We start from the raw sequence: 16,371 nt of genomic DNA, 5'->3' as shown, positions 1-16,371 counted from the left end.
CAGTGGTGCTGTTGACTCGGCCTGTGGTGCTGCACCGTTGTTCAGTCTTGTAGTGCAGCGCAGGATCGTTTCAAAGTCCTGGTGAGCTCGTGAGTCCGCAGGTCATGGCGATGCAGGTATCCGAATCGGACCGTCACACACACCCATCGAGGCTCCGGTTGAACCGGGCGACCTTGCCAAGGCGCCCTGAACCGCCCGAGCTTCGATGTGCCGCCAGACTGCCTCCGTCTGCCTGACCAAGTCGCCCGCGCTGGCCAGTGCGGCGGGATTGCCACTGGTGGGGCAGTTATGGATGCTGCCGGATCCGCGTCGGCGTCGAGGGGTGCATCGCCCGTCCGTGGCGGTGTTTCTGGTTGCCGCCTGGGCGATGGTCACCGGCGCGCTCGTACGCGGCCGTCGGCCAGTGGTGCGCGAAAGAGCAGACGGCCCGGCTGGGCTGGGTTCGCCGATCATCTTCACGGTTACGGACAGTGCCGTGCGAGAGGACCACTCGGTCCTCTCGCACGGCACTGTCACTTGAGCCGCAGTCCGCGACTCCGTACCCCTACTCCTCGGCGGCGGCAGCGGGTTCGCTGTCCTCCAAGCGCCGACGAAGGCTGGCGTACTTCTAGGGCCGCACTCGGGTGAAGCGGCCAGTTCGGCCTCCACCCAAGCGTCTATGCTCCTACCCTGCCCCTCATCACGCGTGTCCATATGGCTACCCTCTGGAAACACCCCAGTTCAGGACTACCTGGTTGTGTTAAGTCATTGGCACCAGTGGCACGCGGAGTAGCCAACCGATAGCAGTACGGGTACGTCGCGGCGTCGGGCTTCCTCGAACGCCTCCGGCCCCCACGGCCACCAGTCGACCGGGTTGTCCGCGTGCTGGAGCAGGTACGGGGACGTGGCGTGCGCGAGTCGATTGGACATGCCCCCATCCTCGCGCACCCAACCCGAGCACTGCCCGTGCGCCACAGGCAACCGGGGTTGCGGGGTATGCCTCGGCCGTCGTCGCTCGCGCCCACACCGCCCTCTCGCCAGCCCGAGGGTCGTCAGGGTCCCGGCCGAGCGCCATCACGGAGACAAGCCCCCCTGAAGATCCCCTCCGCGTTGAGGCCGCGTCTGCGCAACTGGTCGAAGAGCAGGTCGGCGATCGGGCGGTACTCCCGACCCGCCAGAGTGCGGTCCCGCGGCGTGGCCGCCAGGTCGTCCCAGCCGACGCAGGCACCTTCGTCGGATTCGAGCGCGGCGAGCAGGTTCTTCCCGGCCGTTGCGAGATCGGTCCAGACCGCATCGGTGCGGGTGCCCGGCGGCTGCTTCAAGACAGCTCCGGGACTGCTGACGAGCCGCCCGAAGGCGCCTTGGAAGTCTTGGAAGTCGGCGAGCGGTGTGGCGATGTGGGCCCGGAGCGCGGGACCGAGTGCCCGCAAGGACCCCTCCAGATCGCTGCGCAACGATGCACGGTTGGCCGAGTTCTTCCAGGCGTCGACTCCGCTGGCGAGCTCCAGCCATTCCAGGACCTCGTCCACGATCACGGTCAGGGGCAGAACGGTGCTTCCGCCGTGGCGCCGGTCAAGGGACGAGACGAGGGACTTCAACCAGCCCGGCGTGTCCGGGGGCCTGATCGCTGACGTTGTAGTCGATCATCATGTCGCGGCCACCCCCGCCTGCCGTCCTCGCGGCGAGCCGAGAGGCCTGTCCCATCACTTCACCCTCAGGGTACGGGGAGAGCCCGGTCGGTTTGCTTCGGAAAGCTGTCGACTTCCGCGATCCGGATCGCGGAAGTACTGGCGGCGCCCGCGGATCGATTCTTCAGCCCTCGCGATGTAATAAAGGTTGTCGTACACTCTGGACATGAAGCCGACCCGAGCCGGGAACACCGAGAACATCTCCGTCTCCATGCCCGCCGAACTGGTCAGCGAGCTCCGCTCCCGAGCCGGCCGCCGCGGCCTGTCCAGTTACATCACCGAGGCCGTCCGACACCAGCTCGCCATGGACGGACTCGCCGAGATCGTGGCGTCCCACGAGGAGGAGCACGGTGCGCTCACGGAGCAGGAGATCGAAGCCGCTCGTCGGGAGCTGTTCGGAGACGTGAACGCCGAGGATGTCGAGCGGGGCGCCGCGTGAAGGAGCAGTCGGCCCGCTCGCTGGTGCTCGACTCGGAGGCGCTCTCCCTGCTCCTGCGCAACGACCGCGGTATGGCGGCTCGCATCGAGGCGTCCCGGCAGGCCGGGGTTCCCGTCCTCCTGTCCGCGCTGACCATTGTTGAAGCCGTACACGGGAAGACCGATCTGGCGCGCTTGAAGTGGGTGCTCTCCCGGCTACGGGTGGAACCGGTCAGCCAGGATGACTCCCTGACAGCGGTGAAGCTGCTCCAGGACGCAGGCGGTCTGCACGGACACAAGTACGCGATCGACGCTCTCGTCGCCGCGCTCGCGCTCCGCGTCCCGGCCCCCGTGATCGTCCTGACCTCCGACCGGGACGACTGGTCGAAGCTCTGCGGCAAGCGCGTCATCATCAGAGACGTGTAAGCACCATCGACTACTGGGCCTGTGCATTCACTGGCACCAGTGGCAGGAGCTGTACCCCACGCTGAGCAGTACGGGTACGTCCCGCCACCACGCCTCCTCAAACGCCTCCGGCGACCAGGGCCACCAATCCACCGGGGTGTCGGCGTGCTGCAACAGATAGGGCGACGTCTCACCCGCGAGTCGATTCGGCATCCCCCCAACCTATGCCCGCCCTCCTCGCCCCACCCGCCAGTCATGAACGGCGTGCCGCGGTCAGACGGAGGCACGTCCGTGGAGAGCGGGCTCGTTGGCGGACTGCCGGACCGGGGGTGCCAGAGGGGCAGTCGGGGAAGAGGGACATGACGCGGCGGTGCATCAAGTAGGCGTCGTTCAGGTTGCCCCACACGTCCCTTCTATGCAGGTCGGGGGTCAACCGGGCCAGCCAGAGGCTCATGCTGTTCCCACTTGTTCGAACTTCGAGGTGGCCTCCGGCTGTCGTGGGAGCATCGGAGCGGTCACAGGGACGTGATCGACACGCACCGCGCGCGTTCCGTGGCCTCGCCGCCGTGCCGAGAACGAGATCGGGTGGTCGTGGCGCAACTCGGCTCCCAGGAACACGGGCACGGTGTCACGCACGGTCCGCAGATGCAGCGGTGTACCCGCGTCCAAACGCTCGCGTGCCCGGCGCAGCCGCGCCGGACGCGTCTCCAACCACGGATGGCTTTCCAGCACGTCGTCCACGTGGCCGTCGTGTACCGCGGCCCTGGTCCGGGTGTACGACGGGAGTACCGGGCGGGAACGCCTTGCGGCTGAGGAAGAGGGGCCATCGAGGACGTCTCAGGCCCGGTACAGGCCACGCACCTCCTCGTCCGCTCCTTCGAGAGCCACGAGGAAGAGCGCCCCCGACAGGTAGGACCGCTCGCTGACGACGGTGGCTCCCGCACCTTCTGCGGTGTTGGGCACGTTGGAAACGGTGTGGAAGTCGCGCTCCAACTCGCCTTCCCGGTCCACCCGAACGCCCATCGACAGTACGACGAGTCCCGCACGCGATCGTCGTACGTCGCGCTGCTTGGCCCCGTGCATCGCCTCCCAGGTACGGCGGGCGACCGGGTTCGGCGGAGCCGGTCACCGGGCTCGCAGCATCCCGGCTCGTCGATCCGCGGTGCGGACCACGCCCGGGGCGGTCCGCCTCGTCTCACCGGTGGTGGAGCGAAGGGGCGGAAAGCAGGTGCGGTTCGATGGCTTCCAGCGCCATGCAGGCGCCTCCGATCGCGGCGGCCTGGTTGTGCAGCGAGGACAGGACCAGGGGCGGGGGCAGGAGGGTGTGGGGGACGAGTTTCTGGCGCAGGGTGTCGAGCGCCCACGGGCCGGCCTGGGCGACGCGCCCCCCCAACACCACGATGTCGGGGTCGAGGACGAGGACCAGCGGTGCCAGTCCCCTGGCGAAGCCGGTGATGAAGTCTTCGGCGATCGCCCGGGCCACCGGGTCTTGGGCCTGGGCCGCGGCGAAGACGGTGGTGGCCTGGACCGATGCGGCGTCTCCGCCGGCGAGTTCGCGCAGCGCCCGGCCCTCGGGGCGCCGGGCGGCCGCCCGGCCGCGTGCCGCGATGGCCGGTGCGCCCACCGCCTGCTCGAAGGTGCCCCGGCCCGAGGGACCGTGGGCGGAACCGAGGACGAGGTGGCCGATCTCGCCCGCCGCCGACGAGGCTCCGGCGTGGAGGTTGCCGGACACGAGGATGCCCGCTCCGACACGGGTTCCCCAATGGACGTAGGCCACCGTGGCGAACCCCTGTGCGGCACCGCGCCGCGACTCGCCGATCACCGCGAGATTGACGTCGTTCTCGAAGTGCACCGGACAGTCGAACCGGCGCTGGAGCCTGGCGCGGTGGCCCTCGCTGTCCCACTGGGCCAGGCACGGCCCCTGCGCCAAGGAACGGGCCCGGTGATCGACCAGGCCGGGTACCCCCACCACCAGGCTCCTGACCGTGCCGTGCGCCACTCCTTCCGCCTTCAGCACCGTCTCGATCTGCGACTCCAGTTCGGTCATCAGCTCGTCCATGCTCCGCGCCGAGTCCGGGTGCCCTTCGTGGCGCGCGACGACCTCGCCGGCCAGGTCCGTCACGACGAGGAGCAGACGGCTGGGGCCCACCTCCGCACCCAGGACGTAGCCGTTCTCGGCGCGGTAGCGCACCAGCCGCGCCGGACGGCCCAGACGGGGGTAGTCCGCCTGGGCAGCGGGTTCGTCGACGTACTCGACGAGGGCGTCGGCCTCCAGTGACGCGACGAGTTGAGTGACCGTGGGGCGCGAGATGCCGGTCCGGTTGGAGATGTCACTGATGCGCAGAGGGCCGGCGACCCGCAACAGCCTGACGACCTCGTTGGCGTTGGCGCGCCGGAGATCCGCAGGCGTGAGACCTTGCCCGTTGTTCAAGCCTGGCATGACCAAGACCCCCTTGACAGTAGCTTGGGCGACAATATAAATGTAAGGCACTTAATAAAGTGCTCACGCTGCAACAAAGTCACTCGTCCCCCACCACGCGCAAGCGCGAGGGAGCACCGGATGGAGTCCGCGGCCAAGCCTGAACAGCCAGACCCTTCTTTGCAGACGACGTACTGTGCCCACCGCAACCGCGTGGTCCGGGCGCAGCTCGCGGAGCCGTCCGCCTTCGGATGCGTGCCCAACGGCGTCGACCCTTCCCGTCCTCTGCTCGTCGACGGATGCGGGACCTCCCGGCGGACGGCGCCCGACGTGCTCGCCCTCCGCACCGTCGCCTCCCGGGAGAGCGCCTCACGCGCACCGGCCCTCTGCGGAACGGGCATCGCCGGGGCACTCTGGCAACGTTGTCGTCGCCGCAGCTACCGCCCCGTCGGACCACCACGACCGTCGGATGCACGACCATCTCCCGGTTCGCCCCGTCCGGACTGACGAACTACGGCTCGGGCATGCCCGGCAATACCCCCGCGCCCCCTCCCGGGCCGTCGGAACCTCCCACGAGCGGCCCGACCGGGCGACGGCGCGCATCGGCCGGGGCGAAGGCTTCGCCGCCGGAATCCCGCAGCTCCTGAGTTCCTCCGCCGATGCGGCGGTCACCCGTCTCACCTCACCGACGATCCCCGCGCCGCTCCGCCGCGCCACGCTCGGCCTGTTGTCGAGCCCCCGCACCTGAACCGGCGTCCCCGCCGCGTGCGCCCCTCCTCCGACTCCCCCGACTCCCGACTCCCCCGACATCTGCCGTGCGTCGGCCGACCGTGGCCGACACCCCCGTACCGGAAGCAACGGAGAGGAAACCCACCATGTCCACGGACAGTTGGACGATCAGCACCCAACTCGACGTCAGCTACGAGATACGCGAGACGCCCTCCCTCCTCGACCTGGACAACCCCACGCTGGCCGACGTCCTCACCAGCGACTCGCAGGGCGGCACCAAGCTGGTCATCGTGGACCGCGCGGTCGCCCGCCTGTACGGCGCCCGCTTAGAGCGCTACCTCAAGGAGTACAACGTCCCCCACCGGCTGCTCGAACTCCTCGGTGACGAGGGACGCAAGACCATGGGCCAGGTGCTCCAGGTCATCAGCGCCCTCAACGAGGTCGGCACCCTGCGGGCGAGCGACGCGCCCGTGGCCATCGGGGGCGGCGTCGTCCTCGACGTCGTGGGCCTCGCCGCAAGTCTGTACCGTCGCGGCATCCCGCACACGCGTGTGCCGACGACCCTGCTCTCCCTGGTCGACGTCAGCGTCGCCGCCAAGACGGGGGTGAACTTCCAGGGCTTCCGCAACCGGATCGGCTCCTACAGTCCGCCTCCGCTCACCCTGGTCGATCCCGCCTTCCTGAGCACCGTGTCCACCCGGCAGATCAGCAACGGCGGCGGCGAGATCTTCAAGATGGGCCTCATCAAGGACCCCGCCCTCTTCGCGCTCCTGGAGAACGGCGGCCCGGCGCTGGTGGCGAACAAGTTCCAGTCGCCGGAGGGCGCCGAGGCGATCAGGCGGGCGATCGCCGGCATGATCGACGAACTGCGGAACAATCTCTGGGAGAAGGACCTCCGGCGGGCGGTGGACTACGGGCATTCGTTCAGCCCGCTCGTCGAGATGCGTCACGTCGAGCAGCTCCTGCACGGGGAGGCCGTGGCCCTGGACTGCCTCCTGTCCGCGTTCATCGCCCACGGCCGCGGATACCTCAACCACCACGAGGTCGACAGGATCGCCGCGACCGCCACCGGCCTGGGCCTTCCGACCTGGCATCCGGGCTTCGCCGACATCGACCTCCTGATGCAGGCCCTGGCCGACACGATGCGCCACCGCAACGGCAACCAGAACCTGCCCGTCGTGGAGAGCATCGGCCGCGCCACCTTCCTCAACGACGTGAGTGCCGAGGAGATCGCGGACGCCGCACACCGCATGAAGCGTCTGGGCGAGCACCAGGAGTCCGAACTGGTCCGGCGCGGGACGAACCGGTGACCTCGTCCTCCCCCGTCCGGGACCTCCTGGACCTGCCGGCCCGCCTCGCCGACCGGGTCGTCCTGATCACCGGCGGGAACTCCGGGATAGGCCGCAGCACCGCCTTCGCCGCTGCGGAGTGCGGCATGAAGGTGGCCATCGCGGCGCGGCGCGCGAAGGAGGGGCAGGCCGTGGTCGACGAGATCAGGGACCGCGGGGGTCAGGCGACGTACGTGTCGGCCGACGTCACCAGTGCCCGACAGGTGGCCCACGCGGTGGACTCCGTCGTGCGCACCTACGGCCGCCTCGACTGCGCGTTCAACAACGCGGGCGCGTCGGCACCCGGACGGGTCGCGGACCTGACGGAGGACGCCTTCGACGGCGCCATGGCGGTCAACACCCGCGGCCTGTGGCTGTGCATGAAGCACGAGCTGCGCAGGATGGCCGAGGCGGGTGCCGGAGCCATCGTCAACAACATTTCCGTCCACGGCTTCCGCACCGTCTTCCCCGGCGTCGGCGCCTATGCGGCCTCCAAGAACGCGGCGGTGGCACTGACCAAGTCGGCCTCGGTCGAGTACGCGGAGTTCGGCGTGCGCGTCAACGGCATCGCCCCGGGTCCCATAGCGACCGACATGTACCTGAACTCGATCACCGTCGATGAGGGAGCCGCGAACTGGGACCGCCTGATACCGGCGGGCCGGGTGGGGGAACCGTCCGAAGTCAGCGCCGTGGTCCTGTTCCTGCTCTCCGATGCCGCCTCCTACGTCAACGGCCAGGTCCTGGGGGTCGACGGCGGCTTCCTGGCCTCCTGAACCCATCCTCTGTGAGGGCTGACTCTTGTCCCACCAACTGCGATACGACTACGTCATCGTGGGCGCGGGCCTCGCCGGCTGCGTGCTCGCCCACCGCCTCTCCGCCGACCCGGACGTCACCGTCGCCCTGGTCGAGGCGGGCCCCGACGCCACGGCGGATCCACGGGTGACCCAGCCGTCCCGGTGGCCCCAGCTCATGGGCAGCGAACTCGACTGGTCCTACCTCACGGTTCCCCAACGCCACCTCAACGGGCGCCGGTTGAGCTGGCCGCGCGGGCGTCTCGTCGGCGGCTCCAGTGCCATGCACGCCATGGTGTACGTCGAGGGCCACGCCAGCGACTACGACGTCTGGGCGGTGCACGGCGGAACGGAATGGGGCAGCCGGGGCATGCTCCCCTGGTTGGCCCGGGTGGCGGGCACCGCGGACGATCGCGCCCTGCTCTCGGTGGAGTCCCCGTCACGGCCCCACCCCTTCGCGGAGGCGTTCGTCAGCGCGGGCGAGGAGATCGGGCTCGCCGTGAACCCCGACTTCAACAGCGGCCAGCAGGAAGGGATCGGCCTGTACCGGGTGATGCGCCGGGCAGGACGGCGATGCGGCTCGGCCGACGCCTACCTGGCACCGGCCGTCTCCCGCGCCAACCTCACCGTGCTCGCCGGCACCCGGGTGATGCGGTTGCTCCTCGACGAGACGACGGCGACCGGCGTCCAGGTGCGGCGGGCGGGCCGGCTCGTCACCCTCCGCGCCGAACGCGAAGTGGTCCTCTCCGCCGGCGCGGTGGCGACACCGCACCTGCTGATGCTCTCCGGCATCGGTCCCGCCGACCACCTGAGGGCCCACGGCATTGCGGTGGCGTGCGACGTGCCGGGTGTCGGAGGAAACCTCCACGACCACGTACAGGTCTCCGTGAGCTTCCCCGCCGACCGCACCCTCCCCGTCGCGGACGCCTCCAACCTGGGCGAGGCGGGCGGCTTCGTCAGCAGCACGCCGGGGCTGCCCGCTCCCGACATCCAACTGTCCTTCGCCCCCATGATCGACCTGAACGACGCCTCGGGCTTCGGTCGGGGCTTCACCATCGGCCCTGCCGTCACCCGTCCGGTGAGCAGGGGCAGGCTGACCTTGCAGTCCGCCGACCCGTGGCAGCCCCCGGCGATCGATCCCGACTACCTCTCGCAACAGGCGGACGTCGACACCCTCGTCGAAGGAGTGCGGCTGGCCCACCGGCTGGCCGACACCCGCAGCCTGCGCCGGTTCCGCGACCTGACCCAGGACCGGCGCGCGCCCGCCGACCTCGTCGACTTCTGCCGCAGCAACGCCCAGACGCAGTTCCATCCGGTGGGCAGTTGCCGGCTCGGCACCGACACGGACGCCGTGGTCGACAGCGACCTGCTGGTACGCGGCTGCGAAGGACTGCGCGTCGTCGACGCGTCGGTCATGCCCGCGGTGACGACCGGGAACATCTCCGCGCCGGTCTTCGCCATCGCCGAGAAGGCCGCCGCCAAGATCGTCGGTCGGGATTCGGCGCCGCTGCCCGCGGACGTGCCGTCCGTACCCGCCTGACAGAAGGAAACCAGCAGATGCCGACCATCCACCAGCTACCCGCCGACGGCTTCGACGCCCTGGTCTTCGACTGGGACGGCACCCTCGCCGACACCCTCGCCGCGCACTACGCGGCGATGAGCACGGTCCTGTCCCCGTACGGCCTCACGGTCGACGCGGACTGGTACGCGACCGCCACGGGCATGTCGACGGACGAAGCGATTCTGTGGCTCTCCCGTGACCAGGACGTCGAACTCCCGCTTCCCCTCGCGGAGCTGGTCGACCGGTGCCAGACGGCGTACCTGGACCAACTCGACCAGGTTCGCGAGATCACCGCGGTGGCCGACATCGCACGCGCGAACCACGGGCGCGTGCCGATGGCGGTGGCATCGGGGGGACGCCGCCGGAGCATCGAAGCCACGATGAAGCACCTGGCTCTCGACGAGCTCTTCGACGCCGTGGTGGCCCGGGAGGACGTCCGCCGGGGAAAGCCCGAGCCGGACATCTTCCTGGCCGCTGCTGCGGCTCTCGGCGTTCCGCCCGCCCGGTGCATCGTCCTTGAGGACAGCGAGGCCGGCATCACCGCGGCCGACAGGGCCTCGATGACAGTGATCGACATCCGACGCAAGCTCCACCACGCCTGAGAGGGATCATCACCATGCCCGGACCCGGATACGCGTTCCTCGGAGCCGAAGAAGCCGCGAACGTCGAGGCAGTGCTCAAGGACTGGCACCTGACGCGATACTCGTACGACGTGCCCGAGACCACGTCGTTCGTGGCCCGCTTCGAGCAGGCCGTGCAGTCGATGTTCGACGTTCCGCACGCCATCGGCGTGAACAGCGGCACCTCCGCGTTGATCACCGCCCTCGCGGCGCTCGGCGTCGGCCCCGGCGACGAGGTCATCGTGCCCGGATACACCTTCATCGCCTCGATCGGCAGCATCGTCTACAGCGGGGCCACGCCCGTCCTCGCGGAGATCGACGAGTCCCTGACCCTCTCACCCGAGGACGTCGAAGCCAAGATCACCCCCCGCACCAAGGCGATCATGGCCGTGCACATGCTGGGCGCACCGTGCGACCTGGCCGCCCTCGGCGAGATCGCACAGCGGCACGGGCTGGCCCTCGTCGAGGACGTGGCGCAGGCGTGCGGCGGCTCGTACCGCGGTCGGCGGCTGGGGACGCACGGCGCGGCCGGCGCCTTCTCGCTGAACCCGTTCAAGGTGATCACCAGCGGGGAGGGGGGATTCGTCCTGACCTCGGACGCGCACCTGTACCAGCGCGCCTACTCGTTCCAGGACCAGGGCTGGTTCCCCCAGCGCACCGACACCGGGGACGGCGACATCCTGTTCGGCCTCAACCTGCGCATGCCCGAACTCTCGGGTGCGGTCGCCTGCGCCCAACTCGACAAGCTCGACGGGGTCCTGAAGGCCACCCGAGCGGTGAAGCAGGCGGTCGCTTCGCGGATTCCGACCCGGGACGGACTGCAGCGACGCACGCTCCACGACCCCGAAGGCGAATGCGGAACGCTCCTCGTGCACGTCTTCGACGGTGCCGCCGAGGCCGCTGCGGTCGCCGACGCCCTCGGGACGAAGACCATGCTGGGCTCCGGACGCCACTACTACGGCAACATGTCCCAACTCGCGGCCCTCACCGAGGGCGGGACGTCGCCCGCCCCGTTCCGCCGGCCGGGGTCCGAATCCCAGCACGACTACCGTCGCGGCAGCCTTCCCCGCACCGATGACGTCCTCGCCCGGGCCGTGGCCATCTCCATCGGGGTCTCGGACAGCTACCTCGGCGCGGGCTACGGCGTCACCGTCCAGGCCACCGAGCCCGACATCGAACGGGCCGCCGACCAGTTCACCGCGACCGTGGACGCCGTACTGGGCTGACGGGTGGCGGGGCCCCCGATCCGGCGGCGACGCCGGCGGACGGCCCGAGTCCCCGTGGCTCCCGGAAGGCCGTCGGCCGGACGACCGGCCGACGGTCCCGCCCGTGCACCGGGAACTCCCCGACGGCTCTGGGCGCGAGCCCGCCGGGCGGCAGTTCCTCACCCGGCTGCGCAGGCGGACGCGGAGGCACGGAACCGGACGGGCCGTCCGTGCCGCAGGTCGGGCCGGTGGACCTGAGACGTGCCGCACGGAGGCCGGGCGGACGTCGCGCAGTCCTCAACTACGGGGAGCCGTGCGGAACATGTGGCGGCGGATATAAAAAAGAAATACACTTAAGTATATCCCCGCTCCGCACGCGGGCCCGTCCCGGCGTGCGCATCGCCGGGCGGCACCTCACCCCCTTCGCACCACGCAGGGCCTTTCAGGCTGATCGCTCGACGGCCGCACGGGATCGGACGGCCGCTCACGGAGTTCCGGAAGGAGGGAGCAGCACTCCATGACGGGACCGACCGACCGCGAGTCCACCACCGCGTCTCCGGACCCCCGCTCTGCTTCCCGGGCACCACGCCTCCAGCGCGACCGGCTCACCGTTGTGCTGTACCTGCAACTGTGCGTCTTCGGTTTCACGATGTACGGATTCAGCCCGTCCATCCCCTTGCTGGCCGACGACCGGAACTTAGCCGATGCAGTTGCAGCGCTTCACAGCACGGGGCTGGCCGTCGGCGCCATGGCGGCGGGCTGGACCACGGCGAGGACCGCGGTGCGCTGGGGGCGGACCCGGGTGCAGGCCGCGGCCCTGCTCACCCTGGCCGGTGCCGTCGCGGCGTACTGCACCGGCCCGTGGCTGTGGAGCACCCTCCTCGCCGCGGTGGTGATCGGAGGGGCCGGCAACGTCATCGTGAACATCACCGCCGCGGCGCTGTCCGACCACCACGGCCCGTTCGCCCCGGCCGCGATGAGCGAGGCGAACGGGATCAGCGCCGGGGTCGGCATGCTCGCCCCACTCGTTCTGGGCGCCGCCACGCTGTTGCCGGGAGGATGGCGCCTCGGCCTCTGGCTGAACGTTCCGCTGGCCATCGGCACATGGTGGGTGTGCAGACGCCAGAAGTTGCCCCCGGCCTCGCCCGCCCCCCGCGCCCCGGGCACCCGCGGCCGGAGGTTCTCCACCGAGTTCTGGTCCGCCTGGGCCCTGTTCCTGGCCTGTTCCTGCTTCGAGATGTGCATGGTCGTGTGGGCCTCGGAGGAACTGCGCGTGCACGCCCGACTGTCGCAGTCCACCGCCACGATGGGCATCACCCTGATGCTCATCGGCATGGTCGCAGGTCGGCTCTACGGCACCCGGCTCGCACAGCGGTGGCCGACCGGAAGGCTGCTGGTGTGCAGTCTGGCACTGGCCCTGACCGGGTTCGCCGGCTTCTGGTTGCTGACCGGCCCCGGTGCCCTGGCCGGGATCTTCGTCTGCGGGCTGGGCATGTCCTTGCACTTCCCCCTCGCCGTCTCCCGGGGCCTGGCAGCAGCCGAGGGGAGCACGGACCGCGCCATGTCGTTGTTCGCACTCGGCCAGGGGCTGGCCGCCGGCCTCGGTCCCTTCACGCTGAGCGCCGTCGCCGCGGTCAGCGGAATCCATCTCGCCTTCCTCGCCGGCCCCGCCCTGCTCGCCGCGGCGTTGGTCCTGGCCCTCAAGCTCGCCGCCACCGACCAGCCCGTCGACGCACCCCGTTCCTGACGGAACACCCGCATCATCACGCTCACCCCTCACCCTGCGCGGCCCACGGGCGACCACTCGCAGGGCGGACCCATGCCAGCACGAGGACCGGGAGGACGACCAGATGGAGATCACCGCCCCCAGGCACGAGGCCGACCTGGCCGAGTACGCGAGGCTCGCCCATCGCGCCTTCGCCACCGAACTCACCGACCTCGAAGTCCTCCACACCCACGGCGCGGTCCGGCTGGCCCTCGACGGGCAACGGGTCATCGGTGGAGTCACCGCTCTGCCCGTCGGACAGTTCTTCGCCGGAGCGGCCCTCTCCAGTTGCTGCATCTCCACCGTGTGCGTCGCCGTCGACCAACGCGGCCGGGGCGTCGCCCGCCGACTGCTGGAACACGTGACGGCCGAGCAGCGGGCGGCCGGGGCGGTCATCAGCAGCCTGTGGACCCCCTCGCTGGGGTTGTACCGCCGCTGGGGGTGGGAACTGGCCGGCTCGGCGACGACCGGTCAGCTGCCCATCGACGCCTTCGCACCCCCCGTCCGGCACGGCTACCGGGTCGCGGACGTCACGGAGTCGGCCGGGCATCCCCTCCAGCGCAGCCTCGCCCGCACCTGGCACGGCCCCGTCGACCGACCCGCGTGGTGGTGGACGTGGAAGTACCCGGACACGACCACGGGGCCGCGACTGTACGAGATCAGCGATCCCGAGGGTCGGGCCCGTGCGCTCGTCGGCTGCTCCCGCACCCGGACGGGACCCTGGGGACACGAACTGGAGATCACCGACTACTGGGCAGGGGACCCGGAGGCGGCCGGCCTCGCGAACGCGTTCATCAGCGACCAGCGCAGCCAGGCAGCCACGGTCCGGTTCCAGCCCGGCACTCAACCGCTGCTGGCTCCCCACCTGTGGACGACCGACCAGTACACGACGACCCAGCAGGTATGGCACCCCTGGATGCTGAAGCTGCTCGATCCTGCGGGGGCGATCGAACAACGACCGTGGCCGGAGGCCGCGACGGGGCACCTCGACCTCCGTCTCCTCGGGCCCTCCGGGGCCGAGGAACACCTCTCCTTCGACATCGCATCGGGGAAGGCAACGGCCGTGACCGGCCGGAACCCGCGCGTCACCCTCCCCACCGGCCTGTTCACCTCGTGGTACGCCGGATCCGCCAGCACGGAACACCTCCTGCAGTGGGGCGAGGCGGACGGCGTCACCGAGGAGGACCGTCAGCTCCTCACCGCCATGTCCGGTTCGCACCACACCTGGCTCCCCGACCTGTTCTGAACCGCCCCGGGCGAAGCGGGGATTCCGTGCCACGCCACTCGTGCCTCCCGGACGTGCCGTCCGGGAGGCCGGTCGGCACGGCAGCGGCGCACGGGCCCGACCGGGCGCGGGCGGCGGCGCCGCGCCGGCCTCGGCCGATCGCAGGTCGGGGGGAGCGCGGTGAACTCGGGACGGGGGCGGCTCGGAGCCTGCGTGAGAGGATCGGGAACAGGCCACGAGAAGGGGTAACCCATGGGTGACCAGGGGCAGTTGCACGTCAGTGGGGAACTGGCGACGGTGCTGGAACGGATCGACGCGCTCGGCGGGGTCCTCGACGAACGGGCGGATGCGGCAGAGGAGTCGGGACGGCTTCCGGAGGACACCGCGCGGGCCCTGTTCGCCACCGGAATCGTGCGGGCCGAACTGCCGCTGAGCCTGGGCGGGTACGAGTTCGCGCCGCGGCAACTGATCGAGGCGGCGGAGCGGGTGAGCTACCACGACGCCGCGGCCGGATGGACCGCGATCGCCTTGCAGATGATGACCGGGACCACCGCGGCGTACCTCGGCGGGGAGGCGACGGCCGAGCTGTTCCCCGACGTGTCGAACGGGAAGCACGCACTGCTGTCCGGGCACGGCACCCGCCCCGGCCGGGCGGTGCCGGTGGAGGGCGGTTACCGGGTCAGCGGTCAGTGGCAGTTCGCCTCCGGGATGGCGCACGCCACCCACGTCCACAGCGCGATCCTGGTCGAGGGCACCGATGAGTTGCGGGTCCTCGCCATGCCGAAGTCGCAGGTCAGCCTGGACGGCAACTGGGACGTGCTCGGGCTGCGCGCCACCCACAGCATCGACTACCACTGCACCGATGCCTACGTCCCGCACGAGTACACCTATGTCGCGACCACGGACACCCCGCGCAACGGCGGCGCCCTCTACCGGCTCGGCCTGGTCAACATGTCCGCGATCGGGCACACGGGATGGACCCTCGGGGTGGGGCGGCGGCTGCTGGACGAGATGAAGCGGGTCGCCGCGGCACGGACCGGCTCGCGGGGCGCCGCGGTCGACACCTCGCAGTTCCACGCCGAGTACGCGGCGGCGGAAGCGGGGCTGCGGGCCGCCCGGGCCTGGGCGAACGAGGTCTGGCAGGACGTCGAACAGACCTTGGACAGCGGCGAGTTGCCGAGCACGGAACAGGACACCTTGATCCGGCTCGTGCTCAACCACACGACCTCGACCGTGTCCGGGGTGGGCCGGACCGTGCACCGCTGGGCCGGTTCGGCGGCGATCCGCCGCGGCCCGATCGACCGCTTCCTGCGCGACCTCGGCACGGGCGCGCAGCACATCACGTCGAGCCCGGTCGTGCTCCAGAACTGCGGCAGGTGGCTGAGCGGCGCCCGCCCGGACGCCCGGTGGAGCTTCCTCGACCTGGTCTGACCGCGGGGGCGGACGGCGGGACGCCCGACCCGGTGCCCTCGTCGCACGCGTCGGCCGGGGGATCGCCCCTCCGGTACCGCTTCCGGTCCTCGCCACCAGCGGTTGTCACGGCCGGTCGTGCCCGGCGCGTGCCCAGCGGGCGAACTCCGGTGTGCCCAGGAGGTCGGAGTGCCCGCCGGGGAACACCCGGTGGGCGCACCCCCCGGTGGTCAGTTCGCTCCACTCCAGGATTCCCTTCGTTGAGGTCAACCGGTCGTTCTCGCCACGTGCGGCAAGGAGTGGGCACTGCACCTCCGGGTGGGCCGCGGTCATGAACTCCCGGAGCAGTCTCAGGTCGTGCAGGGTCGTCTCGACGACGACGTTGCGCCATTCGTTCGACTCGTCCGGCAGGGCGGCGGGGTCGACCTCGCTCAGGTAGGCCGCGGTCTCCGAGGGGCTCCGGGTGACCGACTCGGGCAGCGTCAGCAGCGGTGGCGCGGTGGCACCGACGACGACCAGGGCCCGGACGGGCACTCCGGCGGCCTCCAGTTCTGCTGCCGCGGCGTAGGCGACGTAGGCGCCGAAGCTGTGTCCGACCAGGACGGGGGGACCCGGTACCTCCCGTACCTGGGCGACGCAGGACCGGACGGTCCCCTGGAACGATTGCGGGGCGTCACCGAAGCGCCCCGGGTACCGGACGGTCCGGGCCGACTGCGACAGCCTTCGGGTCAGCGGCCGGAGTTCGGTGCCGAACGAACCGGCACCGGGAAAGACGAAGAACTCGGTCGTCTCGGCGCTCACTGGCGACTCCCCTCGTGGACGGTGCGTG

General features: G+C 70.6%; 15 protein-coding genes and 2 pseudogenes. 10 read left to right on the top strand and 7 right to left on the bottom strand.

What is annotated here, in order from left to right; all coding sequences use genetic code 11:
* Positions 1 to 750: 750 nt before the first annotated feature.
* Both ACSMX9_RS19480 and ACSMX9_RS19475 read right to left on the bottom strand, forming a co-directional pair.
* Positions 751 to 909: pseudogene (locus ACSMX9_RS19480) on the bottom strand (DUF255 domain-containing protein); the annotation flags it as partial.
* Positions 910 to 1,031: 122 nt separating this feature from the next.
* The gene (locus ACSMX9_RS19475) at positions 1,032 to 1,514 is read right to left on the bottom strand and encodes a hypothetical protein (protein WP_445395573.1); all 483 of its coding nucleotides are present in this window, start codon (positions 1,512 to 1,514) and stop codon (positions 1,032 to 1,034) included.
* Between the two features lie 319 nt (positions 1,515 to 1,833).
* Between ACSMX9_RS19475 and ACSMX9_RS19470 the strand changes: the two genes are divergently transcribed.
* The gene (locus tag ACSMX9_RS19470; RefSeq protein ID WP_445395571.1) at positions 1,834 to 2,106 is read left to right on the top strand and encodes a hypothetical protein; all 273 of its coding nucleotides are present in this window, start codon (positions 1,834 to 1,836) and stop codon (positions 2,104 to 2,106) included.
* Complete coding sequence (locus ACSMX9_RS19465) at positions 2,103 to 2,510, top strand: type II toxin-antitoxin system VapC family toxin (protein WP_445395569.1); 408 nt, start codon at positions 2,103 to 2,105, stop codon at positions 2,508 to 2,510. The genes ACSMX9_RS19470 and ACSMX9_RS19465 overlap by 4 nt, the downstream gene beginning before the upstream one ends.
* A gap of 33 nt (positions 2,511 to 2,543) precedes the next feature.
* Here the strand turns inward: ACSMX9_RS19465 and ACSMX9_RS19460 are convergent.
* The 4 genes and pseudogenes from ACSMX9_RS19460 to ACSMX9_RS19445 all read right to left on the bottom strand — a co-directional run.
* Positions 2,544 to 2,702, bottom strand: a pseudogene (locus ACSMX9_RS19460) (DUF255 domain-containing protein); the annotation flags it as partial.
* A gap of 237 nt (positions 2,703 to 2,939) precedes the next feature.
* Complete coding sequence (locus ACSMX9_RS19455) at positions 2,940 to 3,230, bottom strand: hypothetical protein (protein WP_445395567.1); 291 nt, start codon at positions 3,228 to 3,230, stop codon at positions 2,940 to 2,942.
* 96 nt (positions 3,231 to 3,326) lie between these two features.
* A complete protein-coding gene (locus ACSMX9_RS19450; protein WP_445395565.1) occupies positions 3,327 to 3,512 on the bottom strand; it encodes a type I-E CRISPR-associated protein Cas5/CasD in 186 nt (61 codons plus the stop codon).
* Between the two features lie 172 nt (positions 3,513 to 3,684).
* The gene (locus ACSMX9_RS19445) at positions 3,685 to 4,929 is read right to left on the bottom strand and encodes an ROK family transcriptional regulator (protein ID WP_445395563.1); all 1,245 of its coding nucleotides are present in this window, start codon (positions 4,927 to 4,929) and stop codon (positions 3,685 to 3,687) included.
* Positions 4,930 to 5,783: 854 nt separating this feature from the next.
* Here ACSMX9_RS19445 and ACSMX9_RS19440 point away from each other — a divergent pair.
* The 8 genes from ACSMX9_RS19440 (at position 5,784) to ACSMX9_RS19405 (ending at position 15,563) form a co-directional block, all read left to right on the top strand.
* Positions 5,784 to 6,947: a sedoheptulose 7-phosphate cyclase gene (locus tag ACSMX9_RS19440; protein WP_445395561.1), complete on the top strand. Its 1,164-nt coding sequence runs from the start codon at positions 5,784 to 5,786 to the stop codon at positions 6,945 to 6,947.
* Positions 6,944 to 7,738, top strand: a complete 795-nt coding sequence (locus ACSMX9_RS19435) for an SDR family NAD(P)-dependent oxidoreductase (RefSeq protein ID WP_445395559.1) — start codon at positions 6,944 to 6,946, stop codon at positions 7,736 to 7,738. Before ACSMX9_RS19440 ends, ACSMX9_RS19435 begins: the two co-directional genes overlap by 4 nt.
* Before the next feature lie 25 nt (positions 7,739 to 7,763).
* Complete coding sequence (locus ACSMX9_RS19430; protein WP_445395557.1) at positions 7,764 to 9,296, top strand: GMC family oxidoreductase; 1,533 nt, start codon at positions 7,764 to 7,766, stop codon at positions 9,294 to 9,296.
* Positions 9,297 to 9,313: 17 nt separating this feature from the next.
* Entirely contained in the window at positions 9,314 to 9,919 is a 606-nt protein-coding gene (locus ACSMX9_RS19425) for an HAD family hydrolase (protein ID WP_445395555.1), read from the top strand.
* A gap of 14 nt (positions 9,920 to 9,933) precedes the next feature.
* Positions 9,934 to 11,163 carry a DegT/DnrJ/EryC1/StrS family aminotransferase gene (locus ACSMX9_RS19420; protein WP_445395553.1) on the top strand — a complete coding sequence of 410 codons (1,230 nt, stop codon included), beginning with the start codon at positions 9,934 to 9,936 and terminating at the stop codon, positions 11,161 to 11,163.
* Between the two features lie 496 nt (positions 11,164 to 11,659).
* On the top strand, positions 11,660 to 12,889 hold the full coding sequence (locus ACSMX9_RS19415; RefSeq protein WP_445395551.1) for an MFS transporter: 1,230 nt from the start codon (positions 11,660 to 11,662) through the stop codon (positions 12,887 to 12,889).
* Between the two features lie 103 nt (positions 12,890 to 12,992).
* Positions 12,993 to 14,153 carry a GNAT family N-acetyltransferase gene (locus tag ACSMX9_RS19410; RefSeq protein WP_445395549.1) on the top strand — a complete coding sequence of 387 codons (1,161 nt, stop codon included), beginning with the start codon at positions 12,993 to 12,995 and terminating at the stop codon, positions 14,151 to 14,153.
* Between the two features lie 231 nt (positions 14,154 to 14,384).
* Positions 14,385 to 15,563 carry an acyl-CoA dehydrogenase gene (locus tag ACSMX9_RS19405; protein WP_445395547.1) on the top strand — a complete coding sequence of 393 codons (1,179 nt, stop codon included), beginning with the start codon at positions 14,385 to 14,387 and terminating at the stop codon, positions 15,561 to 15,563.
* Positions 15,564 to 15,668: 105 nt separating this feature from the next.
* Here ACSMX9_RS19405 and ACSMX9_RS19400 read toward each other — a convergent pair whose 3' ends face one another.
* Positions 15,669 to 16,343 carry a thioesterase II family protein gene (locus ACSMX9_RS19400; RefSeq protein ID WP_445395545.1) on the bottom strand — a complete coding sequence of 225 codons (675 nt, stop codon included), beginning with the start codon at positions 16,341 to 16,343 and terminating at the stop codon, positions 15,669 to 15,671.
* Positions 16,344 to 16,371: the final 28 nt, after the last annotated feature.

The organism is Streptomyces sp. LE64 (assembly GCF_052606915.1).
The sequence above is the reverse complement of the archived record's forward strand: the minus strand, read 5'-3'. Positions and strand labels throughout refer to the sequence as shown.